Genomic DNA, 21,692 nt, shown 5'->3' on the forward strand with positions numbered 1-21,692 from the left:
CGACCGTCAGCGGGGCGACGCGGTGCCCGGGCGGGGAACCAGCCCGAGGTCGACGGCCAGGGCCAGAAGCGCGGCCTGGCCGCCGTTGTCGAAGCCGGACAGGTAGGTGATGGCCTCGTCCGGCTCGAGCAGCCGGACGTCGACCACGGTCTCCCCGTCAGGCGGGTTGGTCGGCGGGCAGGCCCGTCGCACCGGGACGACGCCGACCAGCCACGCGGACACCGGGAACGGGTGCCACTCCTTCCACGGCCTGGTCTGCGTGGTGACGACGTGGCCGGCGAACCAGCGCACGGGCCCGACGACGACGCAGCCCGCCTCCTCCATCAGCTCGCGAGCGGCGGTGGCGTCGATCGGCTCGCCTCGTTCCCGGCTCCCGCCCGGAAGGGTGCGCCAGCCCTCGGCGGTCGTGCAGACCACGACCGCGCCGTCGTCGACCGCGATCAGGCGGGCGTTGACCACCAGGTCGTCGCTGGGCAGCGTCAACGTCAGCCGGACGGTGGACTCCCTGACGACTCCGCCCCAGGAGTGCGGGCGGGCTCGGAACAGCTCCGGGTACCGCACCGACCACGCCGCGTCGCCCTCGAACGCCACCGGGGCACCCTCGCACGCGCCTCCCACCGACGCTTCGGCACGCCGCCCGCCCTCCGGACTCATCCGGGCGTGGGCCGGAGGCGGGGGACGAGCCTCACGCCGTCGTCGGCACGGGGCCAGCGCACGACCGAGCCGGCGAGGACGCGGACCCGGTAGCGGGGGCCGGAGCGGTCGCGACCGCCGTCGGCCCGGAGACGGAGCGACACGTCCGTGGCGAACGTCGTGCTGACCACCTCGTGGTTCCCGTGGGCGTCGGGTTCCAGCTCCAGGGTCAGCGCGCCGGCCTCCTTGAGCTTGGTCGCCGTCGTCGGAGTGCCGTCGGTGTCGAACCACTCCCAGCAGAAGGTGTCCTCGCCGTCGCGCGTCGCCTGGAGCGCCATCCCCAGCGGAAGGGTCGGCCCGGGGTGCTGCTGGAGCACCAGCCAGAAGCCGTCGTCGAGGCGGAGACGTCTCGTCGACCGCGCTCGACCCCGCCAGACGACCCAGCTGAGCAGGTCGCCGGCGACCTCCTTCGGCCCCAGGCGGAGACGGCTGAGCCGGGGCACGGGCCGCGCCTGGGTGATCATGACCTCGAACTCGGTCGGACGGACGACTCGCTCGCCGTGGGCGAGGACCTCACCCGTCGGGGTCGTCGCCTCCCAGCTGATCCACCCGCTGCCCGGTGGAACCCGGGCATCCTCCGAAGCACTGACCACCGGTGGTCCTCCTCTGTGACGTCCACGCGAGCCGACCGCCCGACCATCGTCAGCCCAGGCCGTCGACTGCTGCGCACTCGGCCCTCGTCAGGCGGCTCCGGTGCGCTCGAGGGCGCTGAGGTCGGGGGCGGGTGAAGCTGCGGGGGCTGCGTCGGTGGGCGGCGGACAGCCGACCCGACGACCGGCCGCGCGGGGTGGTCAGGACGCAGAAGCGTAGTCACCGAGCGACGCGCCCGCCCGGGTCCTGGTCGTCGAGGTGGTCGTCCAGAAGTAGGTCCCGGGGCCGGTGACGGTGACCTTTGTCGACAGCCTGCCCCTGCTGTCGGCGGTGTCGCTGCCGATCCTGGCGGCCGGTCCGCCAGCCTTGGTCTGGAAGTACAGGGTCGCGTCCTTGCGCTTGTAGGCCTTGCCGTCGCGCTTCACCGTGCCCTTGACGGTGATCTTCGAGCCGGGCCTGGTCGACTCCGGCGTGGCGTTGACCGTGACCGCGACCTCCGCCCGGATGTCGGGGAGCTGGTCGGCGCCGATGATCGCGTGCTCGAACGTCGGGGTCACGGTCGGACGTGCGCCGACCTCGATCAGGCCGACCTCGATGTTGCCGTGGTGGAACCCGTCGCCCGCCTGCTCCTCGAGGACGACCTCGGTGACGTGCTGCCCGCCGTCGCACGTGAAGGTCGGGAAGTCGCCCGCAGGGGTGTCCTCCACGTCGATGAACGCGGCTGCGCTCTGGTCGGCGTAGACGGTCTGGAAGGCGGCCGGGTCGTACTGCACGCCCTTCGGTACAGCCTGGGTGCCGCAGGTGTACAGGAACGGCACCAGGACCTCGTGGGGCGTCGTGGCGATGATCTTGTGGTCCAGGACCGTCCAGCTGATGTCGTCGCCGGGGTCGGCGACGGGGGAGGCCGGCCCCGACCCGTGCGTGGTCGACCAGGAGGAGTGGGGTCGTCCTTCCGCCCCGCTGCTGCTGGAGAACTTCTTCACGTCCGCGACGAACCGACGCGCCATCAGCTCGTGGCCGGCGTCGTTGGGGTGGCCGTTCTCCAGGTTGGCGTACTGCTGGCCGTCACCCGGGACGAACCACTGCTCGCCGATCGGGTCGATGGAGAGGATCCCGTTAGCTGCGGCAGCCGTCGTGAGCTTGTCGTTGACCATGGCGTACTCCGCGACGTTGGCCCACGGGTTGATCGGTCCCATCAGGATGATCTGGGCCTGCGGCCAGAGCCTCCTGCTCGTGCGGATGGTCAGGTTGATCCTTCCGGCCACCTCGGCCTGGGTGTACTTCCGGTCGTTCGAGCCGCCCTGGATCACGACGAGGTCGTACGGGACGTCGGCGGCGCCGTGCGGGTGGTTCCACATCCGTTCGGCGAAGGTGTCCGCGCCGTCGGCCGAGGGGTCGATGTACCCGGTCCCTGACTTGCCGTCGACCGTCAGGTCCCAGCCGAGTGGTTCGGCGACCTGGTAGGCGTACCCCTTCGTCCTGGTCGACGCCCCGATCCCCTTCGTGTAGGAGTCGCCGAGCAGCAGGACCTTCGGGCGGTCCGGTAGCACGAGAACGGGCGTGGCCGCCCGTGCCGTCGTGGAGCCCAGCAGCGCCAGCAGCAGACTCAGCGCGAGAGCGGACGTTGCTCTCGTCAGCCTGCTTCGCGCCTGCGAGAGGAGATGATCGGGCACAGCATCCACCTCGAGTTGTGCCAGTGGCCGCCCGCCGGCGAGTTCGGTGAAAGTAGCAGCGCGACACCGGCTGCGTGCCCGGTTCGAGCGGATTGGTGTTCCTCCTCCGCCCTCCTCGGTCGGCGGCACGAGCGCAGCGGCGTCCGGAAGGTGCGATCTCGGATCGCCCGCAACTCGAGTCCGGACCGCGCTCGCGAGGCGGGCTGACGCTGCTTGCCGAGGTGTCACGGGCGCCCTGGGCGGCGAGCTCGTCTGCCGAACGTCTGACGAGAACCAGTCAGGGCCACGCCCTCCGGAGAGGAACGTGGCCCTGACTGCTTACTGATCTGTAGCGGGGACAGGATTTGAACCTGTGACCTCTGGGTTATGAGCCCAGCGAGCTACCGAGCTGCTCCACCCCGCGTCGGTGAATACCAAGTTACGCGAGTTCTCCGCCGCCTTCAAATCGAGAGGCCCGGATGTGCGCCACCCCACACCCGGCGGAGATCTGACCGCTCGATGCAGGCCGGCCGCCGTGCTGAGCGTGCCTCGGTGAGCCGTGGCGGATCGAGCGGTCAGATCTCCGCGCCGCGCCGAGAGCGCTGAGCGGCGGGGCGAACAGGGCCCTCCAGTCTCGACCCTCGCGCGAGCCTCCACACCAAACACCCCAGGAACCTCAACTTTTTCTTCTTTAACCCTGGCGTGTCGCCCTTGACAACGTGAAACCTTTGCCGCGCCACAGTCCCCACCCCCCAAGGACGGCTCCCGATGACGCGACCCCTGCTCCTCCGACCCCGCAGCCTCACCCGAGCGGCGACCTCGCTCGCCGCCGCGGGCTCGCTCCTGCTGACCGGCGCCCTGAGCGCACCGACCGCGGACGCGGCGGACTCCGTCAAGCCGTCCGGCGGCGCCTTCGTGATCAAGGGCGCGGGCTACGGCCACGGGCACGGGATGTCGCAGTACGGCGCCTACGGCGCGGCGAAGAAGGGCCTGTCGTGGGAGGAGATCCTCGACTTCTACTACCCGGGCACGACGCTGAAGACGATGAGCTCCAAGACGACGATCAAGGTCTGGGTGACCGCCGACGACGACAACAACGTGCGCGTGATGCCGGCCGCGGGGCTCAAGGTCTACGACTCCAACGACCACGTCCTCACGCTGCCGACCGGCACGCAGTACCGCTCGTGGCGGATCAAGCGCTCCGGCTCGGGCTACCGCCTGTCCTGGAAGAACGCGGACGGCGTCTACACCACCTACAGGACCTCGCTCGACACCACCACCTGGCACGTCGCGACCAAGGGCAAGCTCGTCAAGCTGCGGATGCCCGACGGCTCCACGCGGGAGTACCGCGGCACGATCCAGGCCGTGAAGCGCGGCGCCGGCGTGCGCAGCGTCAACAAGGTCAAGCTCGAGGACTACGTGCGTGGGGTCGTGCCGTCGGAGATGCCCACCTCGTGGGCCGCGGACGCGGTCCGGGCGCAGGCCGTGGCTGCCCGGTCGTACGCCATCCGGACCCGCGACTTCACCAGCTACAGCGGCTACGACATCTGCGACACCACGGCCTGCCAGGTGTACCGCGGCAAGGCGAGCACGTCCTCGGGCGGTACGCGGACGGTGCGCGAGACGTCGGGCGGCAACGCGGCGACCAAGGCCACGGCCGGCACGATCGTCACCTACGGCGGGCAGGTCGCGCTCACGCAGTTCGCCTCGTCGAACGGCGGCGCGATGTCGAACGGCGGCTACCCGTACCTGGCGCAGAAGGACGACCCCTACGACGGCGTCGTCAAGTCCCAGGCGTGGAGCCGCAAGATCACGGCCAAGGCCGTGGCCCGTGCGTACCCCTCGGTCGGCACGGTGAAGGAGCTCAAGATCACCAAGCGCGACGGCTCGGGTCGCTGGGGCGGCCGCGTGATCACGATCAAGATCGTCGGCAGCAAGAAGACGCTGTCGGTGACCGGTTCGGGCTTCCAGAGCAAGTTCGGCATGCGCTCGTCGCTCTACACGGTGACGTCCTGATCATGCCTGCGCACAGGCCGCGTCCGTGATCGACGGCTTCGAGGTCGGGCACCGCACCGCCGACGGCGACGGCTGGCTGACCGGCACGACGGTGGTCGTCGCCCGCGAGGGCGCGGTGGGCGGCGTGGACGTGCGCGGCGGCGGCCCGGGCACCCGGGAGACCGACCTGCTCGACCCGTCGGCCCTGGTCGAGCGGGTGCACGCGGTCGTCCTCACGGGCGGCAGCGCGTACGGGCTCGCGGCGGCCGACGGCGTGATGGCCGGGCTGGAGGCGCGGGGCGTCGGGCTGCAGGTGGGGCCGGGGCCGGGCGAGCTCGTCCCGGTCGTGCCGGCGGCGGTGATCTTCGACCTCGGGCGTGGGGGAGCGTTCGCCCACCGTCCGGACGCCTCCTTCGGGAGCGACGCGCTCGAGGCCGCCGCTGCGGAGGACCCGGCCCGCGGCTGCGTGGGCGCGGGCACCGGCGCGAAGTGCGGCAGCCTCAAGGGCGGCGTCGGCTGGGCCGAGCGGCCCGTCGACGGGTCGACGACCGGGGTGCGGGTCGCGGCACTGGTGGTGCTCAACGCGGCGGGCTCGGCGCTCGACCCGCGGACGGGTCGGCTGTGGGCGGACCGTACGGGCACGCTGCGCACCCCGACCGACGAGGAGCGCGAGGCGCTGCTGTCGGCGACGGGAACCGCGCCGCCGCCGCTCAACACGACGATCGGGGTCGTGCTCACCGACGCGACCCTGACGAAGGCGCAGGCGCGCAAGGTCGCCGCGGTGGCGCACGACGGGCTGGCCCGGGCCGTCGCGCCGGTGCACTCCATGGTCGACGGCGACACGGTCTTCTGCCTCGCCTCGGGGCGCCGGCCGCTCGCCGAGGACGAGGGCGGCGGCTGGGCGGGCAGCGTGCCGGCCTTCGACGCGCTGCTGCGCGAGGCCGCCGACGTCTTCACGGCCGCCTGCCTGGACGCGCTCCTGCAGGCGGAGGGCCGCGCGGCCTGGCGCGGCTACGCCGAGCTGGCCCCGTCGGTGCTCGACGGCGAGATTCCGGCGGAGGCCTAGCCAGGGGTTCCTAGACTCCACTGGCGTGAAGGCTCTGCTGCTCGAGAACATCCACCCCGAGGGCATCCGCCTGCTCACCGAGCGGGGGATCGAGGTCGAGACGGTCCGCGGAGCGCTGGACGAGGACGAGCTGGCCGCCCGGATGGCAGGCGTGCAGCTCCTCGGCATCCGCTCCAAGACGAACGTCACGCGCCGCGTGCTCGACGCGGCCCCCGACCTGCTGGCCGTCGGCGCGTTCTGCATCGGGACCAACCAGGTCGACGTGAGCGGGGCCGCCGAGCGCGGCGTGGCCGTGTTCAACGCGCCGTTCTCGAACACCCGCAGCGTCGTCGAGCTCGTGGTCGCCGAGATCATCTCGCTCGCGCGCCACCTCACCGACAAGAACGCGGCCATGCACGCGGGGGTCTGGGACAAGTCGGCCAAGGGCGCGCACGAGGTGCGCGGCCGCACGCTCGGGATCGTCGGCTACGGCAACATCGGCAGCCAGCTCTCCGTCGTCGCCGAGGCCCTCGGCATGCAGGTGTACTTCTACGACGTCGCCGACAAGCTGGCGCTCGGCAACGCGCGCCGCTGCGAGACCCTCGACGAGCTGCTCGAGGTCGCCGAGACGGTCACCCTGCACGTGGACGGCCGCCCCGGCAACGCCGGCCTCTTCGGCGCCGAGCAGTTCGCGAAGATGCGGCACCGCAGCCTCTTCCTCAACCTGTGCAGGGGCATCGTCGTGGACCACGAGGCCCTGCGCGAGAACCTGCTGTCGGGCCACATCGCCGGCGCGGCGCTCGACGTCTTCGCCGCCGAGCCCAAGACGGCGGGGGACCCCTTCGTCTCCAGCCTGCAGGGCATCCCGAACGTGATCCTGACCCCGCACGTGGGCGGCTCCACCGAGGAGGCGCAGTCCGACATCGGCCGCTTCGTGGCGATCAAGCTGGGCGACTACGCGACCGCCGGCGCGACCACGATGTCGGTGAACCTTCCCCAGGTCGTCGCCGCCCCGGAGCTCGGCGAGCCCGGTCGCGGTCGCATCCTCCACGTCCACCGCAACGTCCCCGGCGTGCTGGCCCGGGTCAACACCGTGCTGGGCGACGCGGGGGTCAACATCGAGGGCCAGACCCTCTCGACGCGCGGCGAGCTCGGCTACGTCATCACCGACACGGTGGGCGTCGTCGGCCCCGAGCTCGTGGAGCGGCTGCGCGCCCTGCCCGAGACCGTACGGCTGCGCGTCCTCGACGCGGGCTGACGCTCACGCCTCCCGCGTGAGGAGCGGGAGCCAGAGGTCGTCGACGATCTCCAGGATCCGCCACTCGGGCACGCGCGCCAGCGTCATGGTCAGGTCGTGACGGAAGAGGTCGAAGGGCATCGTGGCCAGCCCGGGCGGGTAGGGCCGGTCGGGCACCTCGCCGCGCCGGACGGCCCGCTCGAGCAGGAGCGTGCCTCCCGCCACCCGGTCGCCGAGGAGCCGCGCGCGCAGGTCCGCCGGTGACAGGCCCGTGTCGGAGGCGATGTTGGCCATGTACAGGCCGATCGCGGTGATGAAGTCGGCGCGGGACTCGTTGAAGTTCCGGAGGCTGGTGAGCACGTCCTCGCGCAACGAGCCCGTGTCGGGCAGCGCGCGCCGCTCGAACAGCCCGGCGTGCTTCATGGCCGCGACGACGAGGTCGGCCTTCGTCGGCCAGCGGCGGTAGAGCACCGGCTTCGAGGTCTGGGCCCGGGCGGCGACCGCGTCGAAGGTGAGCCCGGCGTACCCGTTGGCCTGCAGCTCCTGCCACGCGGCGTCGAGCAGGGCGCCCTCCAGCTCCTCCCCGCGGCGACGCCGGCCGCCGGCCAGGGCCGTACCCGCCCCCGTTCCCGTCGACGGTTCGTCGACAAGATCCGCTTGCGTATCTTCGGGTTGAGGCTTACGGTTCAAGAAACAACTCCGTATCTAAGGCAGACCATGGATCGATCCCTCACCCGGCTCGCCGTCGCGCTCGTCGTCGGCGCGATGGCCCCTCTCTTCGACTCCACGATCGTGAGCGTGGCACTGCACAGCCTCGCGCACGACCTGCACGCGCCCGTGGCGACCATCCAGTGGGTCAGCACGGCCTACCTGCTGGCTGCGGGTGTGACGGTGCCCGTCGTCGGCTGGCTGCAGCGCCGCGTCGGCGGCAAGCGGCTGTGGATGTCGGCCCTCGTCGTCTTCCTCGTCGGCTCCGTGCTCTGCAGCCTGGCCTGGAGCGCCGGGGCGCTGATCGCGGCCCGCGTGGTCCAGGGGGTCGGGGCCGGCGCGATGCTGCCGCTGCTGACCACGCTGCTGATGCAGGCCGCGGGCGGCAAGAACCTCGGACGGCTGATGGGCGTGGTCTCCCTGCCGACGGCGCTCGGCCCGATCCTGGGACCGGTCGTGGGTGGACTGATCCTCGGCGCGGCGAGCTGGCGCTGGCTCTTCTGGGTGAACGTGCCCTTCGCGGTCGCGGGCCTCGTGCTCGCCGCCCTGCTGGTGCCCGCCGACGGGCCGACGTCGCGGCCGCGCCTCGACGTGGTGGGGCTGCTGCTGCTCTCACCCGCCGTGGTCGCCCTGCTGCTCGGCCTCAGCGGTGCGAGCGAGGGCGGAGGCTTCGCCCGGGCGGCCGTCTGGGGGCCGCTCGCCGCCGGTCTCGTGCTGCTTACCGGCTTCGTGCTCTGGGCGCTGCGGCGTCGGGGCGCTGCGCTCGTCGACCTCCGGCTGCTGCGCCACCGGCCCCTCGCCGCGTCGGCGACGCTGCTGTTCCTGACCGGCGCCTCCCTCTACGGCGTGATGCTGCTCCTGCCGCTGTCCTTCCAGGAGCTCCGTGGCACCGACGCCCTGGGCGCCGGGCTGCTGCTGGTGCCGCAGGGGGTGGGCGCGCTGGTCAGCCGGACGCTGGCCGGTCGGCTGAACGACCGCCTCGGCCCGAGGCCGGTCGCCCTCGCCGGGTTCGCGGTCCTCGGCCTCGCCACGCTGCCCTTCGCCTTCGCGGGCCCGGGCACCGGGGTCTGGTGGCTCGTCCTGCTGCTGCTGGTGCGCGGCGTCGGGCTGGGTGCGGTGACCATCCCCCTGATGGCCGTGGGGTTCGTCGGGCTCGCGCGCGACGAGGTGCCGCACGCGAGCATCATCACCCGCATCACCATGCAGGTGGGCGGGGCGGTAGGCGTCGCGGTGCTCGCGGTGGTCCTGCAGGACGCGCTCGCGACGCTGCCGCCGGTGGAGGCGTTCCAGCACTCCTTCGCGTGGGCCGCGGGCCTGACCGCCGTGTCGGTGCTCCTGGCCCTCCTGCTGCCGGGCCGGCCGCGACCGGTCGCCCCCGCCGCCGCCGAGGCTCAGCTGGAGGAGGTCGGCGCCTGAGCGTCGAGCGCCCGGTCCAGCTGCTCGCGCAGGTCGGTGTTGTCGTCCTCGAGGTCGAGGACCCGGGCGACCCCGGCCAGGTTGAGCCCGTCGGCGAGGAGCCGCTGGATCCGGCGCAGCCGCGCCACGTCGTCGGGGCTGTAGAGCCGGGTGCCCCCGGACGTCCGGTCGGGGGTGAGCAGGCCGGCCCGCTCGTACGCCCGCAGGTTCTGCACGCCGGTGCCCACGAGGTCGGAGGCGACGGAGATGCCGAACACGCCGCGGGCCGGGTCGGCGTCGTCGGTCCGGTCGTCGGTCCGGTCGTCGGTCATCACCTTTTCCTCCCATCCCGGGTTGCGCGTCGCTCTGTCATGAGTACCATGAGATCTGTGGTGATCGCTAGAGATTACCTCTCGAGTGCGACACCACAGGACCACCCAGTGTTCCGACCGCAGGAGGTGTCTCATGGTCCTGATGCGTACCGACCCGTTCCGTGAGCTGGACCGGCTCAGCCAGCAGCTGCTGGGCACCGCAGCCCGGCCCACCCTGATGCCGATGGACGCCTGGCGCGAGGGCGACTCCTTCCACGTGGAGTTCGACCTGCCCGGCGTGGACGCCGACTCCATCGACCTCGACGTCGAGCGCAACGTCCTCACCGTGCGGGCCGACCGGCCCTTCCGCGAGGGTCCGAGCGAGCTGCTCGCCGCCGAGCGGCCGCGCGGCGTCTTCAGCCGGCAGCTGATCCTCGGCGACAACCTCGACCTCGACCGCATCCAGGCGAGCTACAGCGACGGTGTCCTGCGCCTGGTCATCCCGGTCGCGGAGAAGGCCAAGCCACGCAAGATCAGCATCGACGTCAGCGGTGGCGGCGAGCGCACGATCAAGGGCGAGACCGAGCAGCACTCGATCGACGCCTGACCCGTCGACGGCGGGCCGACCTCGCCGGTCCTCCAGGGCCGGCCCGGTCGGCGCGCCGTCGTCGTGGCGGGGCCGACCCGGTCAGCGCTCCAGGCGCAGGGCTGCCCGGCCCAGCAGGCCCGGCAGCCAGTCGGGGCAGCGCGGGTCCGCCGCCGCCTCCTCCGGGCTCCACCAGCCCACGGCGGCGACCTCGCGGGCGTCGGCCGCGCGCGGCTCGGCGTCGGCGGGCGCCCGGCCCACGAAGGCGACCGTGACCTGCCCGGCGCCCGCGTCGGTCGTGAACAGCTCCGACTCCAGGTAGGTCAGCTCCACGTCCGTCAGGTCGAGGCCGACCTCCTCGCCCGCCTCCCGCCGCGCGGTGGCCTCGAGCACGCCACGGCCGTCGGCCGCGTCCTCGACGTGCCCCCCGACGAGGCCGAGCTGGCCGGGCGCGTCGTCCACCTCGGCCCCGCGGAGGGTGAGGAGCCAGCGGCCGCCGCGGTGCAGCAGGACGGTGGCCGTGACCGTCCAGAGCGCTCTCAGCGGCGGATGCGGCGCACGGCGCCGGCGAGGGCGAAGACGCCGAGCGCGGCCAGCCCCGCGTACGGGACGAGGCGCCTGACCACCACGCGCGAGAACGTGCGCACCGCCTCCAGGTGCGGTTCGGCGGCGTTGTCGTAGGGCCGGTAGACGTACGCCTCCGGCTGGGCCGGGCGCGGGGGCCGCGGCGCGGGGCTGGGCGACGGCGACGGCGCCGGAACCGCGGCCGCCGGGCGCGACGGGTCGGGGGCGTCCAGGTCGCCCAGGTCGTCGCCCAGCTCCACGGGGTGGTCGACGACCGCCTCGGCCGTGGTCGCCCCACGGGCGTCCGGGGTCGACGGAGCCCAGGGCAACCCCTCGGCGACGCGGGCCGTGATCCGCTCGCCGACGTGCTCGACCACGCGCTGCACGGCGTCGGCCACCACGCCCTCGCCGAGCCGCGCGGGCCGTCCCGTCCAGCTCGAGGTGGTCGTCACGGTCACCTCGGTCTCCGCGGGGCTGCCCGCGGCGGGCGCGAGGCTGATCGTGTGCCGGGCCTCGACGCCGGCGTCGCCGCGCCGGTCGGCACCCTCGGTGGTCACCACCGCGCCGCGGGCGCCGTCGTCGGTGGAGACGTAGCGCCCGGAACCCGCGAGCACCAGCAGGCTCGAGGCGAGCTTGATCTTCATGGTGCCCGTGAACGAGTCCCCGGCGACGGAGTCGACGACCGTCCCGGGCAGCAGCTCCGCCAGCCGGCGAGGGTCGAGGACGACGGTCCACACCTCGTCCGGACGGGCCGGGACACGCAGACGGTGCGTCAGCTCCATGGCGACATCATGGCGGTCCCCGGCTCTGTGACGCCGGGCACCTCCCACGCGTCGCGGCACTACTCTTCCTGCATGACGAGAGGGTCGTCGTGAGGGGCGCCGACGCCCCGGCCGTGCCGCCCGGTGCGGACGCCGCCACGCTCGCGCGCGCCCTCGCCGGCTTCCACGACGACTTCCTGGCCACCGGCCGCATCGCACCCACCGTCCGTCGCGTCGTCGCCGACTCCTGGCGCCGCAGCCTGACCGGCGGGCTCGACCCGGAGACCGTGGGGATCGGGGTGCGCACGGGCGAGGCGCTCGAGGACCTGCGGCGGCGCTCGCCGCTGCGTCGCAGCATGCCCGTCGTCCGGCGGCTCCTGGTCGAGGCCGCGACCGACGCCGGGCTCGTGGTCGCGGTCAGCGACGCGAGCGGGCAGCTGCTGTGGGTCGAGGGCGACCACGGGCTGCGGTCGCGGGCCGAGGCCATGCGCTTCGTCGCCGGGGCGGACTGGAGCGAGCCGAGCGCGGGCACCAACGCGCCCGGGACCGCGCTCCGCACGGGTCGCCCGGTCCAGATCCTCGGCCCCGAGCACCTGATGCGGCCGGTCACCCCCTGGAGCTGCACCGCCGTCCCGATCCACGACCCCGACACCCGCGAGCTCCTCGGGGCCCTCGACGTCACCGGCCGGGCCGAGGTGGCGCAGCCGCAGACCCTCGCCCTCGTCCGGGCGACGGTGGCTGCCGTCGAGGCCGAGCTGCGGATCGACCGGCTCCGCGGCCGGCGTCCCGTGCGCACGGCGCGTCCGGCCGAGCGCCCCGCGCGCCTGGAGGTGCTGGGCCGCGCGACCGCGGTCCTCGAGCACGGCGGTCGCCGGCTGACCCTCGGCCTGCGCCACAGCGAGATCCTGCTGCTGCTGAGCGAGCGACCGGGCGGGCTCAGCGGCGCCGAGCTGGCCGTGGCGCTGTCCGAGCGCGAGCAGTCCGAGGTCACCGTGCGCGCCGAGATCTCCCGGCTGCGGGCCGTACTGCCGCCCGGGGCCCTGACCTCGCGCCCGTACGCCCTGCGGACGCCGGTCGCGAGCGACCTCGCCACGGTGCGCTCGGCGCTGGGCGAGCACCGCGTCGGCGAGGCGGTGCGCGCGTACGGCGGGCCGGTGCTGCCCGCGTCGGGCGCGCCCGGGGTCGTCGAGCTGCGCGACGACCTGAGCCTGGCCCTGCGCGAACGCCTGCTGGCCGCCGACGACCTCGACGCCCTGATCACCTACGCAGAGGGCCCGTCGGGCCGCGACGACGCCGCGCTCTGGACGGCCGTCGCCCGCCGGCTGCCGGCCGGCTCGGACCGGCGGACCGTCGTCGAGCAGCACCTGCGGGCGCTCGACGCCCGGCTCGCCTGACGCAACGTCGCCGCAACGTCACTCGTCCTAGCGTCAGGACCAGGGCGCAGTCCGCCGCGCGTCCGGCACGGCCCGCCCGTCACCGACGAAGGAGTCGCGACACCTCATGACCGTGTACGCCAACCCGGGGACCGACGGCAGCGTCGTCTCCTACAAGTCCCGCTACGAGAACTGGATCGGCGGCGAGTGGGTCGCCCCCGTCAAGGGCCGCTACTTCGAGAACCCCTCGCCCGTCAACGGCAAGACCTTCTGCGAGGTCGCCCGCTCGGGTGCGGAGGACATCGAGCTCGCCCTCGACGCCGCGCACGCGGCGGCCCCCGCCTGGGGCAAGACCTCCGTCGCCGAGCGTGCCGTGATCCTCAACAAGATCGCCGACCGCGTCGAGGCCAACCTCGAGATGCTCGCGGTGGGGGAGACCTGGGAGAACGGCAAGCCCGTGCGCGAGACGCTCGCCGCGGACATGCCGCTGGTCGTCGACCACTTCCGCTACTTCGCCGGCGCGATCCGCGCCCAGGAGGGCCACAGCAGCCAGATCGACGACGACACCGTCGCGTACCACTTCCAGGAGCCGCTCGGCGTCGTCGGGCAGATCATCCCCTGGAACTTCCCGCTGCTGATGGCGACGTGGAAGCTCGCCCCGGCCCTGGCCGCCGGCAACGCGATCGTCCTCAAGCCGGCCGAGCAGACGCCCGCCTCGATCCTGCTGCTGATGGAGCTGATCGCCGACCTGCTGCCCGCCGGCGTGATCAACGTCGTCAACGGCTTCGGGGCGGAGGCCGGCAAGCCGCTCGCGAGCTCGTCGCGGATCCGCAAGATCGCCTTCACCGGCGAGACCACGACCGGCCGGCTGATCATGCAGTACGCCAGCCAGAACCTCATCCCGGTGACGCTCGAGCTCGGCGGCAAGAGCCCGAACATCTTCTTCGAGGACGTCGCCCGCACCGAGGACGCGTTCTACGACAAGGCGCTCGAGGGCTTCTCCATGTTCGCGCTCAACCAGGGCGAGGTCTGCACCTGCCCGAGCCGGGCGCTCATCCAGAACTCGATCATCGACGGCTTCCTGCCGGCGGCGACCGACCGGGTCAAGGCGATGGTGCAGGGCAACCCGCTCGACACCGACACGATGGTCGGCGCCCAGGCCAGCAACGACCAGCTCGAGAAGATCCTGTCCTACCTCGAGATCGGCGTCGCCGAGGGCGCCCGCGTGATCTGCGGCGGCGAGCGCGTCGACCTCGGTGGCGAGCTGTCCGGCGGCTACTACGTCGCGCCGACGATCTTCCAGGGCCACAACAAGATGCGCGTGTTCCAGGAGGAGATCTTCGGCCCGGTCGTCTCGGTGACCGGCTTCGACGACTACGACGACGCCATCTCGATCGCCAACGACACCCTGTACGGGCTGGGCGCGGGCGTGTGGTCGCGCGACATCAACACCGCCTACCGGGCCGGGCGCGACATCCAGGCCGGCCGGGTGTGGACGAACTGCTACCACCAGTACCCGGCGCACGCCGCGTTCGGCGGCTACAAGTCCTCCGGCATCGGCCGCGAGAACCACCTGATGATGCTCGACCACTACCAGCAGACCAAGAACCTGCTGGTGTCCTACAACCCGAACAAGCTGGGCTTCTTCTGATGGCGGCGGGTGCTTCTCGCGTGGCCGTGACCGAGAAGGCCGCGGCCATGCTCCGCGAGCTGCGCGAGGAGCACGGCCCGCTCATGTTCCACCAGTCCGGCGGCTGCTGCGACGGGTCGTCGCCCATGTGCTTCGCGCAGGGCGACTTCCTCACCGGCGACGCCGACGTCCTGCTCGGCCAGATCGAGCCGGGCACACCGGAACCCGTGGACGTCTGGATGAGCCGCGAGCAGTTCGCGCTGTGGAAGCACACCCACCTCACCATCGACCTGGTGCCGGGTCGCGGTGCGGGCTTCTCCCTGGAGAGCCCGAACGGGGTGCGCTTCCTCATCCGCTCTCGCCTGCTCACCGACGAGGAGGACGCCGCGCTCCACGGCACCGACACGCCGGACGTCCGGGCGCAGGTCCTGCCCTAGACCGGCGCCTCCTGCCCACCGACCCTCGAGCGGACCCCCCGATCGGCGAAGTCCCCGGAGACTCGTGCTCCGGGGGCTTCGTCGTGCCTGCGGGGAACCCTCCGGACGTGGTCCGCGCGACCGACGTGCGCACGACCAATCGGCGAGCGACCGCAACCGAACCGACCGATCGCGAGAACTGGAGGTGTCACCCCGTCTACGCGGCCACGAGGGCCGCGCCAGGAGAACTCCCATGACCGCCGTCCTGTTCGGTTCCATCAGCACCGTCGCCGACACCTCCGAGCTCCAGCGCGCCGCCTTCAACCAGGCCTTCGCCGAGCACGGGCTCGACTGGCGCTGGGACCGCGACGAGTACGCCACCCTGCTGACCGGCAGCGGCGGGCGCGACCGGATCGCCGCGTACGCGGCCGAGCACGGCACCGACGTCGACGCCGAAGCGGTGCACGCGACGAAGTCGGCGCTGTTCCAGCGCTCGCTCGCCACGGCCGACCTGGCGCTGCGTCCCGGGGTGCTCGAGACCGTGCGCGAGGCCAAGGACGCGGGCCTCAAGGTCGGCTTCGTGACCTCGACGTCGGCCGACAACGTCGCCGCCCTGCTGTCCGCGCTCGGCCCGGAGCTGAGCGCCGACGACTTCGACGTGGTGACCGACTCCTCGACAGTTTCCGCGACCAAGCCCGACCCCGCTCCGTACCTGACCGCGCTGTCGGCGCTGGGCGAGAGCCCCGAGGCGTGCGTCGCGATCGAGGACAACGTCGACGGGGTCGCCTCCGCCCGGGCGGCGGGCGTCGCGGTGGTGGCCTTCCCCAACGGCAACACCGCCGAGCACGACTTCTCCGCGGCGGGCGACCGGGTCGACCACCTCGAGCTCGCGCGGCTCCGCTCGCTCGTGGCGCAGTCCTGAGCGGACGCGGACCGGCGAGCGGCGGAGCAGGAGGACGAGCATGATCATCACGAGGACGGAACCGCTCGGCGCCCGCGTCGAGGACGTCGACCTGGCGCACCTCGCCGAGGAGGACGTCCCGGCGCTGGTCGAGCTGCTGGCCGAGCAGGGAGTCGTGGTCTTCAGCGGCCAGCGCCTGGACGACGCCGCGTTCACCGCGTTCCTGCGGCGGTTCGGCCGCCTGGTCTTCACCGTCGGCGAGACGCCGGTGCCGGGCCACCCGGACCTCAACGTCATCAGCAACGTGGGCCGCACGACCGCCCCGCGCAGCACGTTCCACGTCGACTCCAGCTACTTCGCCGCGCCGCCTGCCTACACCGCCCTGCGGACCGTGAGCATCCCCACCCAGGGCGGCCAGACCGAGTTCACGAACCAGTACCGCGCGTACGAGTCCCTCGAGCCGGCGCTGCGCGACCGGCTCGAGGGACTGACCCTGACGCACGTGGTCACCGGCGTCGAGCTGTCGGAGGGCGACGAGTCCGCCGCCGTGCACCCGCTGCTGCGCCGCCACCCCGTCTCGGGCCGGGTGGCGCTCTACCTGACCACCCCGGCCCGGTGCGCGCGCATCAGCGGCCTCGACGAGGACGAGACGCGCGCGCTCGTCGCGCAGCTGTACGCCCACTCGACGCGGCCCGACAACGTCCACCGCCACACCTGGGCCGCCGGTGACGTCGTCATGTGGGACAACGGCTGCGTGCTGCACCGGGCCGACCACTCCGGCGTCGTCGGGGACCGCGTCATGCACCGCGGCATGGCGACCGGGTACGCGGCGGCGGGGGACGCCGGGCTCGCCGCGTGACCAGCACCGCCTCGCTCCGGGTCGCCCCCGGAACCGTCGCGGCGCCGCGTCCGACCCGGGCCCGCCGGGCGGCCGACGCCGCCAGGACCGTCGGTGCGCTGGGGCTGCTCTCGCTCGCCCTGCCGCTCAACGCCGCGGTCAGCACCGTCGCGCTGGGGTACGCGGCGGTCGTCCCGCTGCGCCGGGCACAGGCGGCGCGCCCGCGGACCGTCCTGGTGAGCGGCGGCAAGATGACCAAGTCGCTGCACCTGGCGCGGGCGTTCCACCAGGCCGGCCACCGGGTCGTCATGGTGGAGTCGGCCAAGTACCGCTGGACGGGCCACCGCTTCTCGCGGGCCGTCGACGTCTTCCGCACGGTGCCGGACGCGCGCTCGCCGGACTACGCCGCAGCGCTGGCCGCGGTCGTCCGGGCCGAGGGCGTGGACGTCTACGTCCCGGTCTGCAGCCCCGCCGCGAGCTACCACGACGCGGCGGCGAAGACGGCGCTGGAGGGGCTGTGCGAGGTCGTCCACCTCGACCCGGACGTCGTGGCCACCCTCGACGACAAGCACACGTTCGCCGAGCTGGCCGCGTCCCTGGGGCTGCCCGTGCCCGACTCGCACCTCGTCACCGGCCCCGACGAGGTCGAGGGGGCCCTGGACCGCGCCCGCGAGGCCGGGCGCGGGCCGTACGTGCTCAAGAGCATCGCGTACGACCCCGTGCACCGGCTCGACCTGACGCCGCTGCCGCGCCCGACGGCTGGCGAGACGGCGGCGTTCGCCGCGGCGCGGCCCATCCGGCCCGACAACCCCTGGCTGCTCCAGGAGCTCGTGACCGGCGCCGAGTTCTGCGCCCACGCCACGGCCCGGAACGGCGTCGTGCAGGTCTACGCCTGCTCGCCGTCCTCGGCGTTCCAGGTGAACTACGCCTCCGTCGACGAACCCGCGATCGAGACCTGGGTGCGACGGTTCGTCGGCGCGCTCGGCCTCACCGGGCAGGTGTCGTTCGACTTCCTCGCCGACGCCGACGGCCAGGTCCTCGCGATCGAGTGCAACCCGCGCACGCACTCCGCGATCACGATGCTCGACGACCCGGTCGCGCTCGCCCGGGCCTACCTGGAGGACGACGTCTCCGTGGTGCGGCCCCGGCCGGCCAGCCGGCCGACGTACTGGCTCTACCACGAGGCCTGGCGGCTGCTGGCCGAGCCGAACCGCCGCCAGCGGCTCCGCACGGTCCTCGAGGGGCGGGACGCGGTCTTCGCCTGGTCGGACCCGCTGCCGTTCCTGCTCGAGCACCACCTGCAGATCCCGCTGCTGCTGCTCTCCAGCCTGCACCGCGGCAAGGGCTGGCTCCGGATCGACTTCAACATCGGCAAGCTCGTCGAGGCGGACGGTGACTGAACCGCTGCGGGTGCTGCACCTGGCCGGCTCCGCCGTCGACGCGTTCCACGCCGACCTGTCGCGGCTGTACGCCGCCGACTGCCTGGAGGCGACCGCCGACCCGCGGCACCACACCGACCACGTGGCCTGGGTCGAGCCGGACGGCTCGTGGCGCTTCCCGGCCGACCTCGGCCGGGAGGCGGTCGCCGCCGCGCCCGCGCGGACGCTGCCGCAGGCGCTCGACCACCTCGCCGGGCTGGCGCCGGACGTGGTCGTGCCGCAGATGTTCTGCCGGCCGGGGATGACGACCTACCGCGCGCTGATCGAGCTGCTCGGGATCGCGCTCGTCGGCAGCCCCGCGGACGTCATGGCGCTCGCGACCGACAAGGCGCGGACGCGGGCGGTGGTGGCCGCAGCGGGTGTGGCGGTTCCCGAGGGCCAGGTCGTCCGGGCGGGGGAGCGGCCGACGGTCCCGCTGCCCGTCGTCGTGAAGCCGGTCGACGCCGACAACTCCGACGGCGTGACGCTCGTGCGCGACGCGGCCGAGCTGGAGCCGGCCCTCGCGGCCGCCTTCCGCCACGGCCGCGAGGTGCTCGTCGAGGCATACGTGCCGCTCGGGCGCGAGGTGCGCTGCGGCGTCCTCGAGCGTGGCGGCGAGCTGGTCTGCCTGCCGCTGGAGGAGTACGCGGTCGACGAGGCGACGAAGCCGGTGCGCCTCGCGGACGACAAGCTGCGCCGGGAGGACGACGGCGAGCTCGCCCTGGTGGCCAAGACCGCGACCCACGCGTGGATCCTCGACCGCGCAGACCCGGCCGACCCGGTCGTCGCCGCGGTCCACGCGGCCGCCCGGACGGCGCACCGGGCGCTGGGGTGCCGCGACTACAGCCTCTTCGACTTCCGGGTCGACCCGGAGGGCGGCGTGTGGTTCCTGGAGGCCGGGCTCTACTGCTCCTTCGCCCGGCAGAGCGTCATCCCGATGATGGCCGCGGCCGCCGGCCTCGGCGTGCGGGACCTCTTCGCGCAGGCCCTGCGGACCGCCACCGCGGACGGCCGCTCAGGCGTGGCGCTCGCGCGCTGAGCCGCCGCCGGGCGCCGGTCCGGTCGAGCTGCCGGGCACGAGCGTGCCGGGCAGCAGGGCCGGCGGCGGCGCGGCCTCGCCCTCGAGCACCCGGAGCAGGGCCCGGACGCCCAGGCGGCCCAGCTCGGCCCCGGGGGACGAGAAGGCGGTCAGGGGCGGGTCGACGGAGGTGCTCATCTCGGTCGAGGTGAGCACCGACAGCACCGACACGTCCTGCGGGACGCAGACGCCGCGACGCAGCAGGCCCGACAGCAGGCCCGGCGCCGCGAACTCGTTGAAGACCAGGACGGCCGTCGTCCCCGGCCAGGAGGCGAGGATCTGCTCCGCCGCCGCGCGGCCCGACTGCGTCGTCTGCTCGCACTCGAGCACCACGGGCTCGAAGCCCTGCTCGGCCGCGATGCGGCGGAAGGCCGCCTCCGCGCGGACGTAGGGGCCGTAGGCGCGGAAGCTGGCGTCGGCCTGGCTGCCAGTGACCATCACCATGCTCCGGTGCCCGAGCCCCCGCAGGTGGTCCACCGCGTCCTGCATCGTGGCGTCGAAGTCGATGTCGACGTAGACGAGGTCGCGCAGGTCGCCCGAGCGGCCGATCAGGGCGAACGGCGTGCGGGTCGCGCGCAGCACCTCGACGCGCGCGTCCTCGAGCTGGACCTCCATCAGCAGCACCCCGTCGACGAGGCCCTGGCCCACGAGCTGGGTGAGCTCGGCGGCGTCGTTGCTGATCGGCCAGAGCACCAGGTGGTAGCCCGCGGCGCTCGCCGTCCGTGCGGCGCTGGTCACGAACTCCATGCCGGAGGCGCCCAGCTTGTGCTCGATCGCGGGGTAGACCAGCGCGACCACGCGCGTCCGCCGGCTCGCCAGCGCCCGCCCGACCATGTTGCGGCGGAACTGCAGCCGCACCATCGCCTCCTCGATGCGACGCCGCGTCTCCGGCGCGACCGGCTTGGAGTTGTTGACGACGAAGGACACGGTGGCGATCGACACCCCGGCCGCCTCCGCCACCTCGCGCATCGTCGCCGCCATCCCACCCCGTCCTCGCGCGCCTGTGACCCCGACCGTACGGCCTCGGCCGGGCCCTCGGCCCCGCTCGCCGGAGAAGTCCTGCGCGTCGGCCCTTGACAGGAGCATGACGTCGATCACAGACTCCTCGCAAGGCGCAGTAAAGCGCTTAACCGCAGGCTGACCAGCCGTTCGACCGGGTCCACCGACCGGGTCGCACGGCCATCGGGTCACGCCCGCGGACGAGTCGGCAAAGGAGCACGACCCATGACCACGAACAAGATCACCACGATGCTCACCCGGCGGCGGACCACGCGCTGGGCAGCCGTGGCCGCGCTGGCCGCGCTCGCGCCGCTGTCGCTCGCGGCGTGCGGCGGGGGCGGCTCGGCGGGCTCCTCGGGCGGGGACGCCGGGGCCACCGTGTCGAGCCTCAAGGTCCTCGACTACTACACCGACGAGCCCGGCAAGACCCAGATCGGCGACATGCTGAACGCCTGCGGCACGTCGATCGGGGTGGGGAGCATCGAGCGCGAGGCCGTGCCCGGCCCGACGCTCATCCAGAAGGTGCTGCAGCAGGCGTCCTCGAAGTCCCTGCCCGACGTGCTGATGCTCGACAACCCCGACATCCAGCAGATCGCGGACACGGGTGCGCTCGCGCCGCTCGGCGACTTCGGGCTCACCGCGGACGGCTACGCGCCGGGCCCGGTGGCCGCGGCCACGGCCGACGGCAAGCTCTACGGGCTCCAGCCCGGCGCCAACACGATCGCCATCTTCTACCGCAAGGACGTGCTCGAGAAGGCCGGCGTCAAGCCGCCGACCACCTGGGACGAGCTGCGGACGGCCGCCAAGAAGCTGACCGTCGGCAAGCAGTACGGCTTCGCGTTCAACGCCACCGCCGACTACGAGGGCGCGTGGCAGTTCCTGCCCCCGATGTGGACCAACGGCGGCGACGAGACCGACCTGAAGTCCCCGCAGGTCGCGCAGGCCCTGCAGCTGTGGAAGGACCTCGTCGACGACGGTTCCGCGTCCAAGAGCGTCGTGAACTGGAAGCAGTCCGACGTCAACGACCAGTTCATCGCCGGCAAGGCCGCGATGATGCTCAACGGCCCGTGGCAGGAGCCCGCGCTGGACAAGGCGAAGGTCGACTACGGCGTCGTCCCCTTCCCGGTGAACACCGCCGGCCAGACCTCCGTCGCCCCCCTGGGCGGCGAGGCGTGGACGGTGCCGATGACCGGCGACAAGGCGCGGATGGCCAAGGCCGCGGAGCTGGTCAAGTGCATGAACTCCGACGACAACCAGATGCTGCGCGCCAAGCAGGGCGGTCTGGTGCCCACCAAGCTCGCCCTGGCTTCCCAGTTCAAGTCCGAGGTCCCGGCCATGGCCGGGTTCACCGACGCGGTCGGCCAGGCCCGCGCCCGGACCGGCAAGCTCGGCGCGAAGTGGCCGGACACCGCCAAGACGATCTACACCGGCGTCCAGCTCGTCCTGACCGGCCAGGCCGCGCCGGCCGACGCCATGGCCAAGGCGGGTGCCTAGGGGCCGG

21 protein-coding genes and 1 tRNA gene are annotated in these 21,692 nt (G+C 73.2%); 13 read left to right on the forward strand and 9 right to left on the reverse strand.

Annotation, left to right across the window (positions count from 1 at the left end; all coding sequences use genetic code 11):
• Nucleotides 1–6: 6 nt before the first annotated feature.
• The 4 genes from BMY04_RS07830 to BMY04_RS07845 all read right to left on the reverse strand — a co-directional run bounded on the left by BMY04_RS07830 (nt 7) and on the right by BMY04_RS07845 (nt 3,360).
• A complete protein-coding gene (locus BMY04_RS07830; protein ID WP_170854049.1) occupies nt 7–591 on the reverse strand; it encodes an NUDIX hydrolase in 585 nt (194 codons plus the stop codon).
• A gap of 59 nt (nt 592–650) precedes the next feature.
• Entirely contained in the window at nt 651–1,286 is a 636-nt protein-coding gene (locus BMY04_RS07835) for a hypothetical protein (RefSeq protein ID WP_091178629.1), read from the reverse strand.
• A gap of 198 nt (nt 1,287–1,484) precedes the next feature.
• A complete protein-coding gene (locus BMY04_RS07840) occupies nt 1,485–2,834 on the reverse strand; it encodes an SGNH/GDSL hydrolase family protein (protein WP_170854050.1) in 1,350 nt (449 codons plus the stop codon).
• 452 nt (nt 2,835–3,286) lie between these two features.
• Nucleotides 3,287–3,360 (reverse strand) — tRNA-Met (locus BMY04_RS07845).
• Between the two features lie 344 nt (nt 3,361–3,704).
• Here BMY04_RS07845 and BMY04_RS07850 point away from each other — a divergent pair.
• The 3 genes from BMY04_RS07850 to serA are packed head-to-tail and all read left to right on the forward strand — an operon-like array spanning nt 3,705 to nt 7,234.
• On the forward strand, nt 3,705–4,952 hold the full coding sequence (locus BMY04_RS07850; RefSeq protein ID WP_091178631.1) for a SpoIID/LytB domain-containing protein: 1,248 nt from the start codon (nt 3,705–3,707) through the stop codon (nt 4,950–4,952).
• Nucleotides 4,953–4,977: 25 nt separating this feature from the next.
• The gene (locus tag BMY04_RS07855; RefSeq protein ID WP_198410012.1) at nt 4,978–5,997 is read left to right on the forward strand and encodes a P1 family peptidase; all 1,020 of its coding nucleotides are present in this window, start codon (nt 4,978–4,980) and stop codon (nt 5,995–5,997) included.
• A gap of 25 nt (nt 5,998–6,022) precedes the next feature.
• Complete coding sequence (serA, locus tag BMY04_RS07860; RefSeq protein ID WP_091178632.1) at nt 6,023–7,234, forward strand: phosphoglycerate dehydrogenase; 1,212 nt, start codon at nt 6,023–6,025, stop codon at nt 7,232–7,234.
• A gap of 3 nt (nt 7,235–7,237) precedes the next feature.
• Here serA and BMY04_RS07865 read toward each other — a convergent pair whose 3' ends face one another.
• Nucleotides 7,238–7,903 (reverse strand): TetR/AcrR family transcriptional regulator, encoded by a 666-nt coding sequence (locus BMY04_RS07865; protein ID WP_232506184.1) that lies wholly within the window; start codon nt 7,901–7,903, stop codon nt 7,238–7,240.
• Nucleotides 7,904–7,930: 27 nt separating this feature from the next.
• Here BMY04_RS07865 and BMY04_RS07870 point away from each other — a divergent pair, with 27 nt between their 5' ends.
• A complete protein-coding gene (locus BMY04_RS07870; RefSeq protein ID WP_091178633.1) occupies nt 7,931–9,337 on the forward strand; it encodes a DHA2 family efflux MFS transporter permease subunit in 1,407 nt (468 codons plus the stop codon).
• On the opposite strand, the gene BMY04_RS07875 is transcribed toward BMY04_RS07870, so the two are convergent.
• Nucleotides 9,313–9,648 (reverse strand): MerR family transcriptional regulator, encoded by a 336-nt coding sequence (locus BMY04_RS07875; protein WP_091178634.1) that lies wholly within the window; start codon nt 9,646–9,648, stop codon nt 9,313–9,315. The genes BMY04_RS07870 and BMY04_RS07875 overlap by 25 nt on opposite strands.
• A 133-nt stretch (nt 9,649–9,781) precedes the next feature.
• On the opposite strand from BMY04_RS07875, the gene BMY04_RS07880 reads away from it, so the two are divergent.
• Nucleotides 9,782–10,234 carry an Hsp20/alpha crystallin family protein gene (locus BMY04_RS07880; RefSeq protein ID WP_091178635.1) on the forward strand — a complete coding sequence of 151 codons (453 nt, stop codon included), beginning with the start codon at nt 9,782–9,784 and terminating at the stop codon, nt 10,232–10,234.
• An 81-nt stretch (nt 10,235–10,315) separates the two neighbouring features.
• On the opposite strand, the gene BMY04_RS07885 is transcribed toward BMY04_RS07880, so the two are convergent.
• Nucleotides 10,316–10,756, reverse strand: coding sequence for an NUDIX hydrolase (locus BMY04_RS07885; RefSeq protein WP_091179577.1), 441 nt, complete (start codon nt 10,754–10,756; stop codon nt 10,316–10,318).
• Entirely contained in the window at nt 10,753–11,559 is an 807-nt protein-coding gene (locus BMY04_RS07890) for an SRPBCC domain-containing protein (RefSeq protein WP_091178636.1), read from the reverse strand. Before BMY04_RS07890 ends, BMY04_RS07885 begins: the two co-directional genes overlap by 4 nt.
• An 89-nt stretch (nt 11,560–11,648) precedes the next feature.
• On the opposite strand from BMY04_RS07890, the gene BMY04_RS07895 reads away from it, so the two are divergent.
• The 7 genes from BMY04_RS07895 (at nt 11,649) to BMY04_RS07925 (ending at nt 19,153) form a co-directional block, all read left to right on the forward strand.
• Complete coding sequence (locus BMY04_RS07895) at nt 11,649–12,932, forward strand: GAF domain-containing protein (RefSeq protein WP_091178637.1); 1,284 nt, start codon at nt 11,649–11,651, stop codon at nt 12,930–12,932.
• A 106-nt stretch (nt 12,933–13,038) separates the two neighbouring features.
• Nucleotides 13,039–14,562: an aldehyde dehydrogenase gene (gene adh, locus BMY04_RS07900; protein ID WP_091178638.1), complete on the forward strand. Its 1,524-nt coding sequence runs from the start codon at nt 13,039–13,041 to the stop codon at nt 14,560–14,562.
• Nucleotides 14,563–14,582: 20 nt separating this feature from the next.
• A complete protein-coding gene (locus tag BMY04_RS07905) occupies nt 14,583–14,978 on the forward strand; it encodes a DUF779 domain-containing protein (RefSeq protein ID WP_408630452.1) in 396 nt (131 codons plus the stop codon).
• A 232-nt stretch (nt 14,979–15,210) separates the two neighbouring features.
• Nucleotides 15,211–15,879 (forward strand): HAD family hydrolase, encoded by a 669-nt coding sequence (locus tag BMY04_RS07910; RefSeq protein ID WP_091178640.1) that lies wholly within the window; start codon nt 15,211–15,213, stop codon nt 15,877–15,879.
• 40 nt (nt 15,880–15,919) lie between these two features.
• Complete coding sequence (locus BMY04_RS07915) at nt 15,920–16,717, forward strand: TauD/TfdA dioxygenase family protein (protein WP_091178642.1); 798 nt, start codon at nt 15,920–15,922, stop codon at nt 16,715–16,717.
• Nucleotides 16,714–18,096 carry an ATP-grasp domain-containing protein gene (locus BMY04_RS07920; RefSeq protein ID WP_198410013.1) on the forward strand — a complete coding sequence of 461 codons (1,383 nt, stop codon included), beginning with the start codon at nt 16,714–16,716 and terminating at the stop codon, nt 18,094–18,096. The genes BMY04_RS07915 and BMY04_RS07920 overlap by 4 nt, the downstream gene beginning before the upstream one ends.
• Nucleotides 18,089–19,153 (forward strand): D-alanine--D-alanine ligase family protein, encoded by a 1,065-nt coding sequence (locus BMY04_RS07925; RefSeq protein WP_198410014.1) that lies wholly within the window; start codon nt 18,089–18,091, stop codon nt 19,151–19,153. The genes BMY04_RS07920 and BMY04_RS07925 overlap by 8 nt, the downstream gene beginning before the upstream one ends.
• Here BMY04_RS07925 and BMY04_RS07930 read toward each other — a convergent pair.
• On the reverse strand, nt 19,130–20,173 hold the full coding sequence (locus BMY04_RS07930) for a LacI family DNA-binding transcriptional regulator (RefSeq protein WP_198410015.1): 1,044 nt from the start codon (nt 20,171–20,173) through the stop codon (nt 19,130–19,132). The genes BMY04_RS07925 and BMY04_RS07930 overlap by 24 nt on opposite strands.
• Before the next feature lie 243 nt (nt 20,174–20,416).
• Here BMY04_RS07930 and BMY04_RS07935 point away from each other — a divergent pair, with 243 nt between their 5' ends.
• On the forward strand, nt 20,417–21,685 hold the full coding sequence (locus BMY04_RS07935) for an ABC transporter substrate-binding protein (protein WP_232506185.1): 1,269 nt from the start codon (nt 20,417–20,419) through the stop codon (nt 21,683–21,685).
• Nucleotides 21,686–21,692: the final 7 nt, after the last annotated feature.

The sequence above is a fragment of the Microlunatus flavus genome, assembly GCF_900110855.1.
Classification (GTDB): Bacteria; Actinomycetota; Actinomycetes; order Propionibacteriales; family Propionibacteriaceae; genus Microlunatus; species Microlunatus flavus.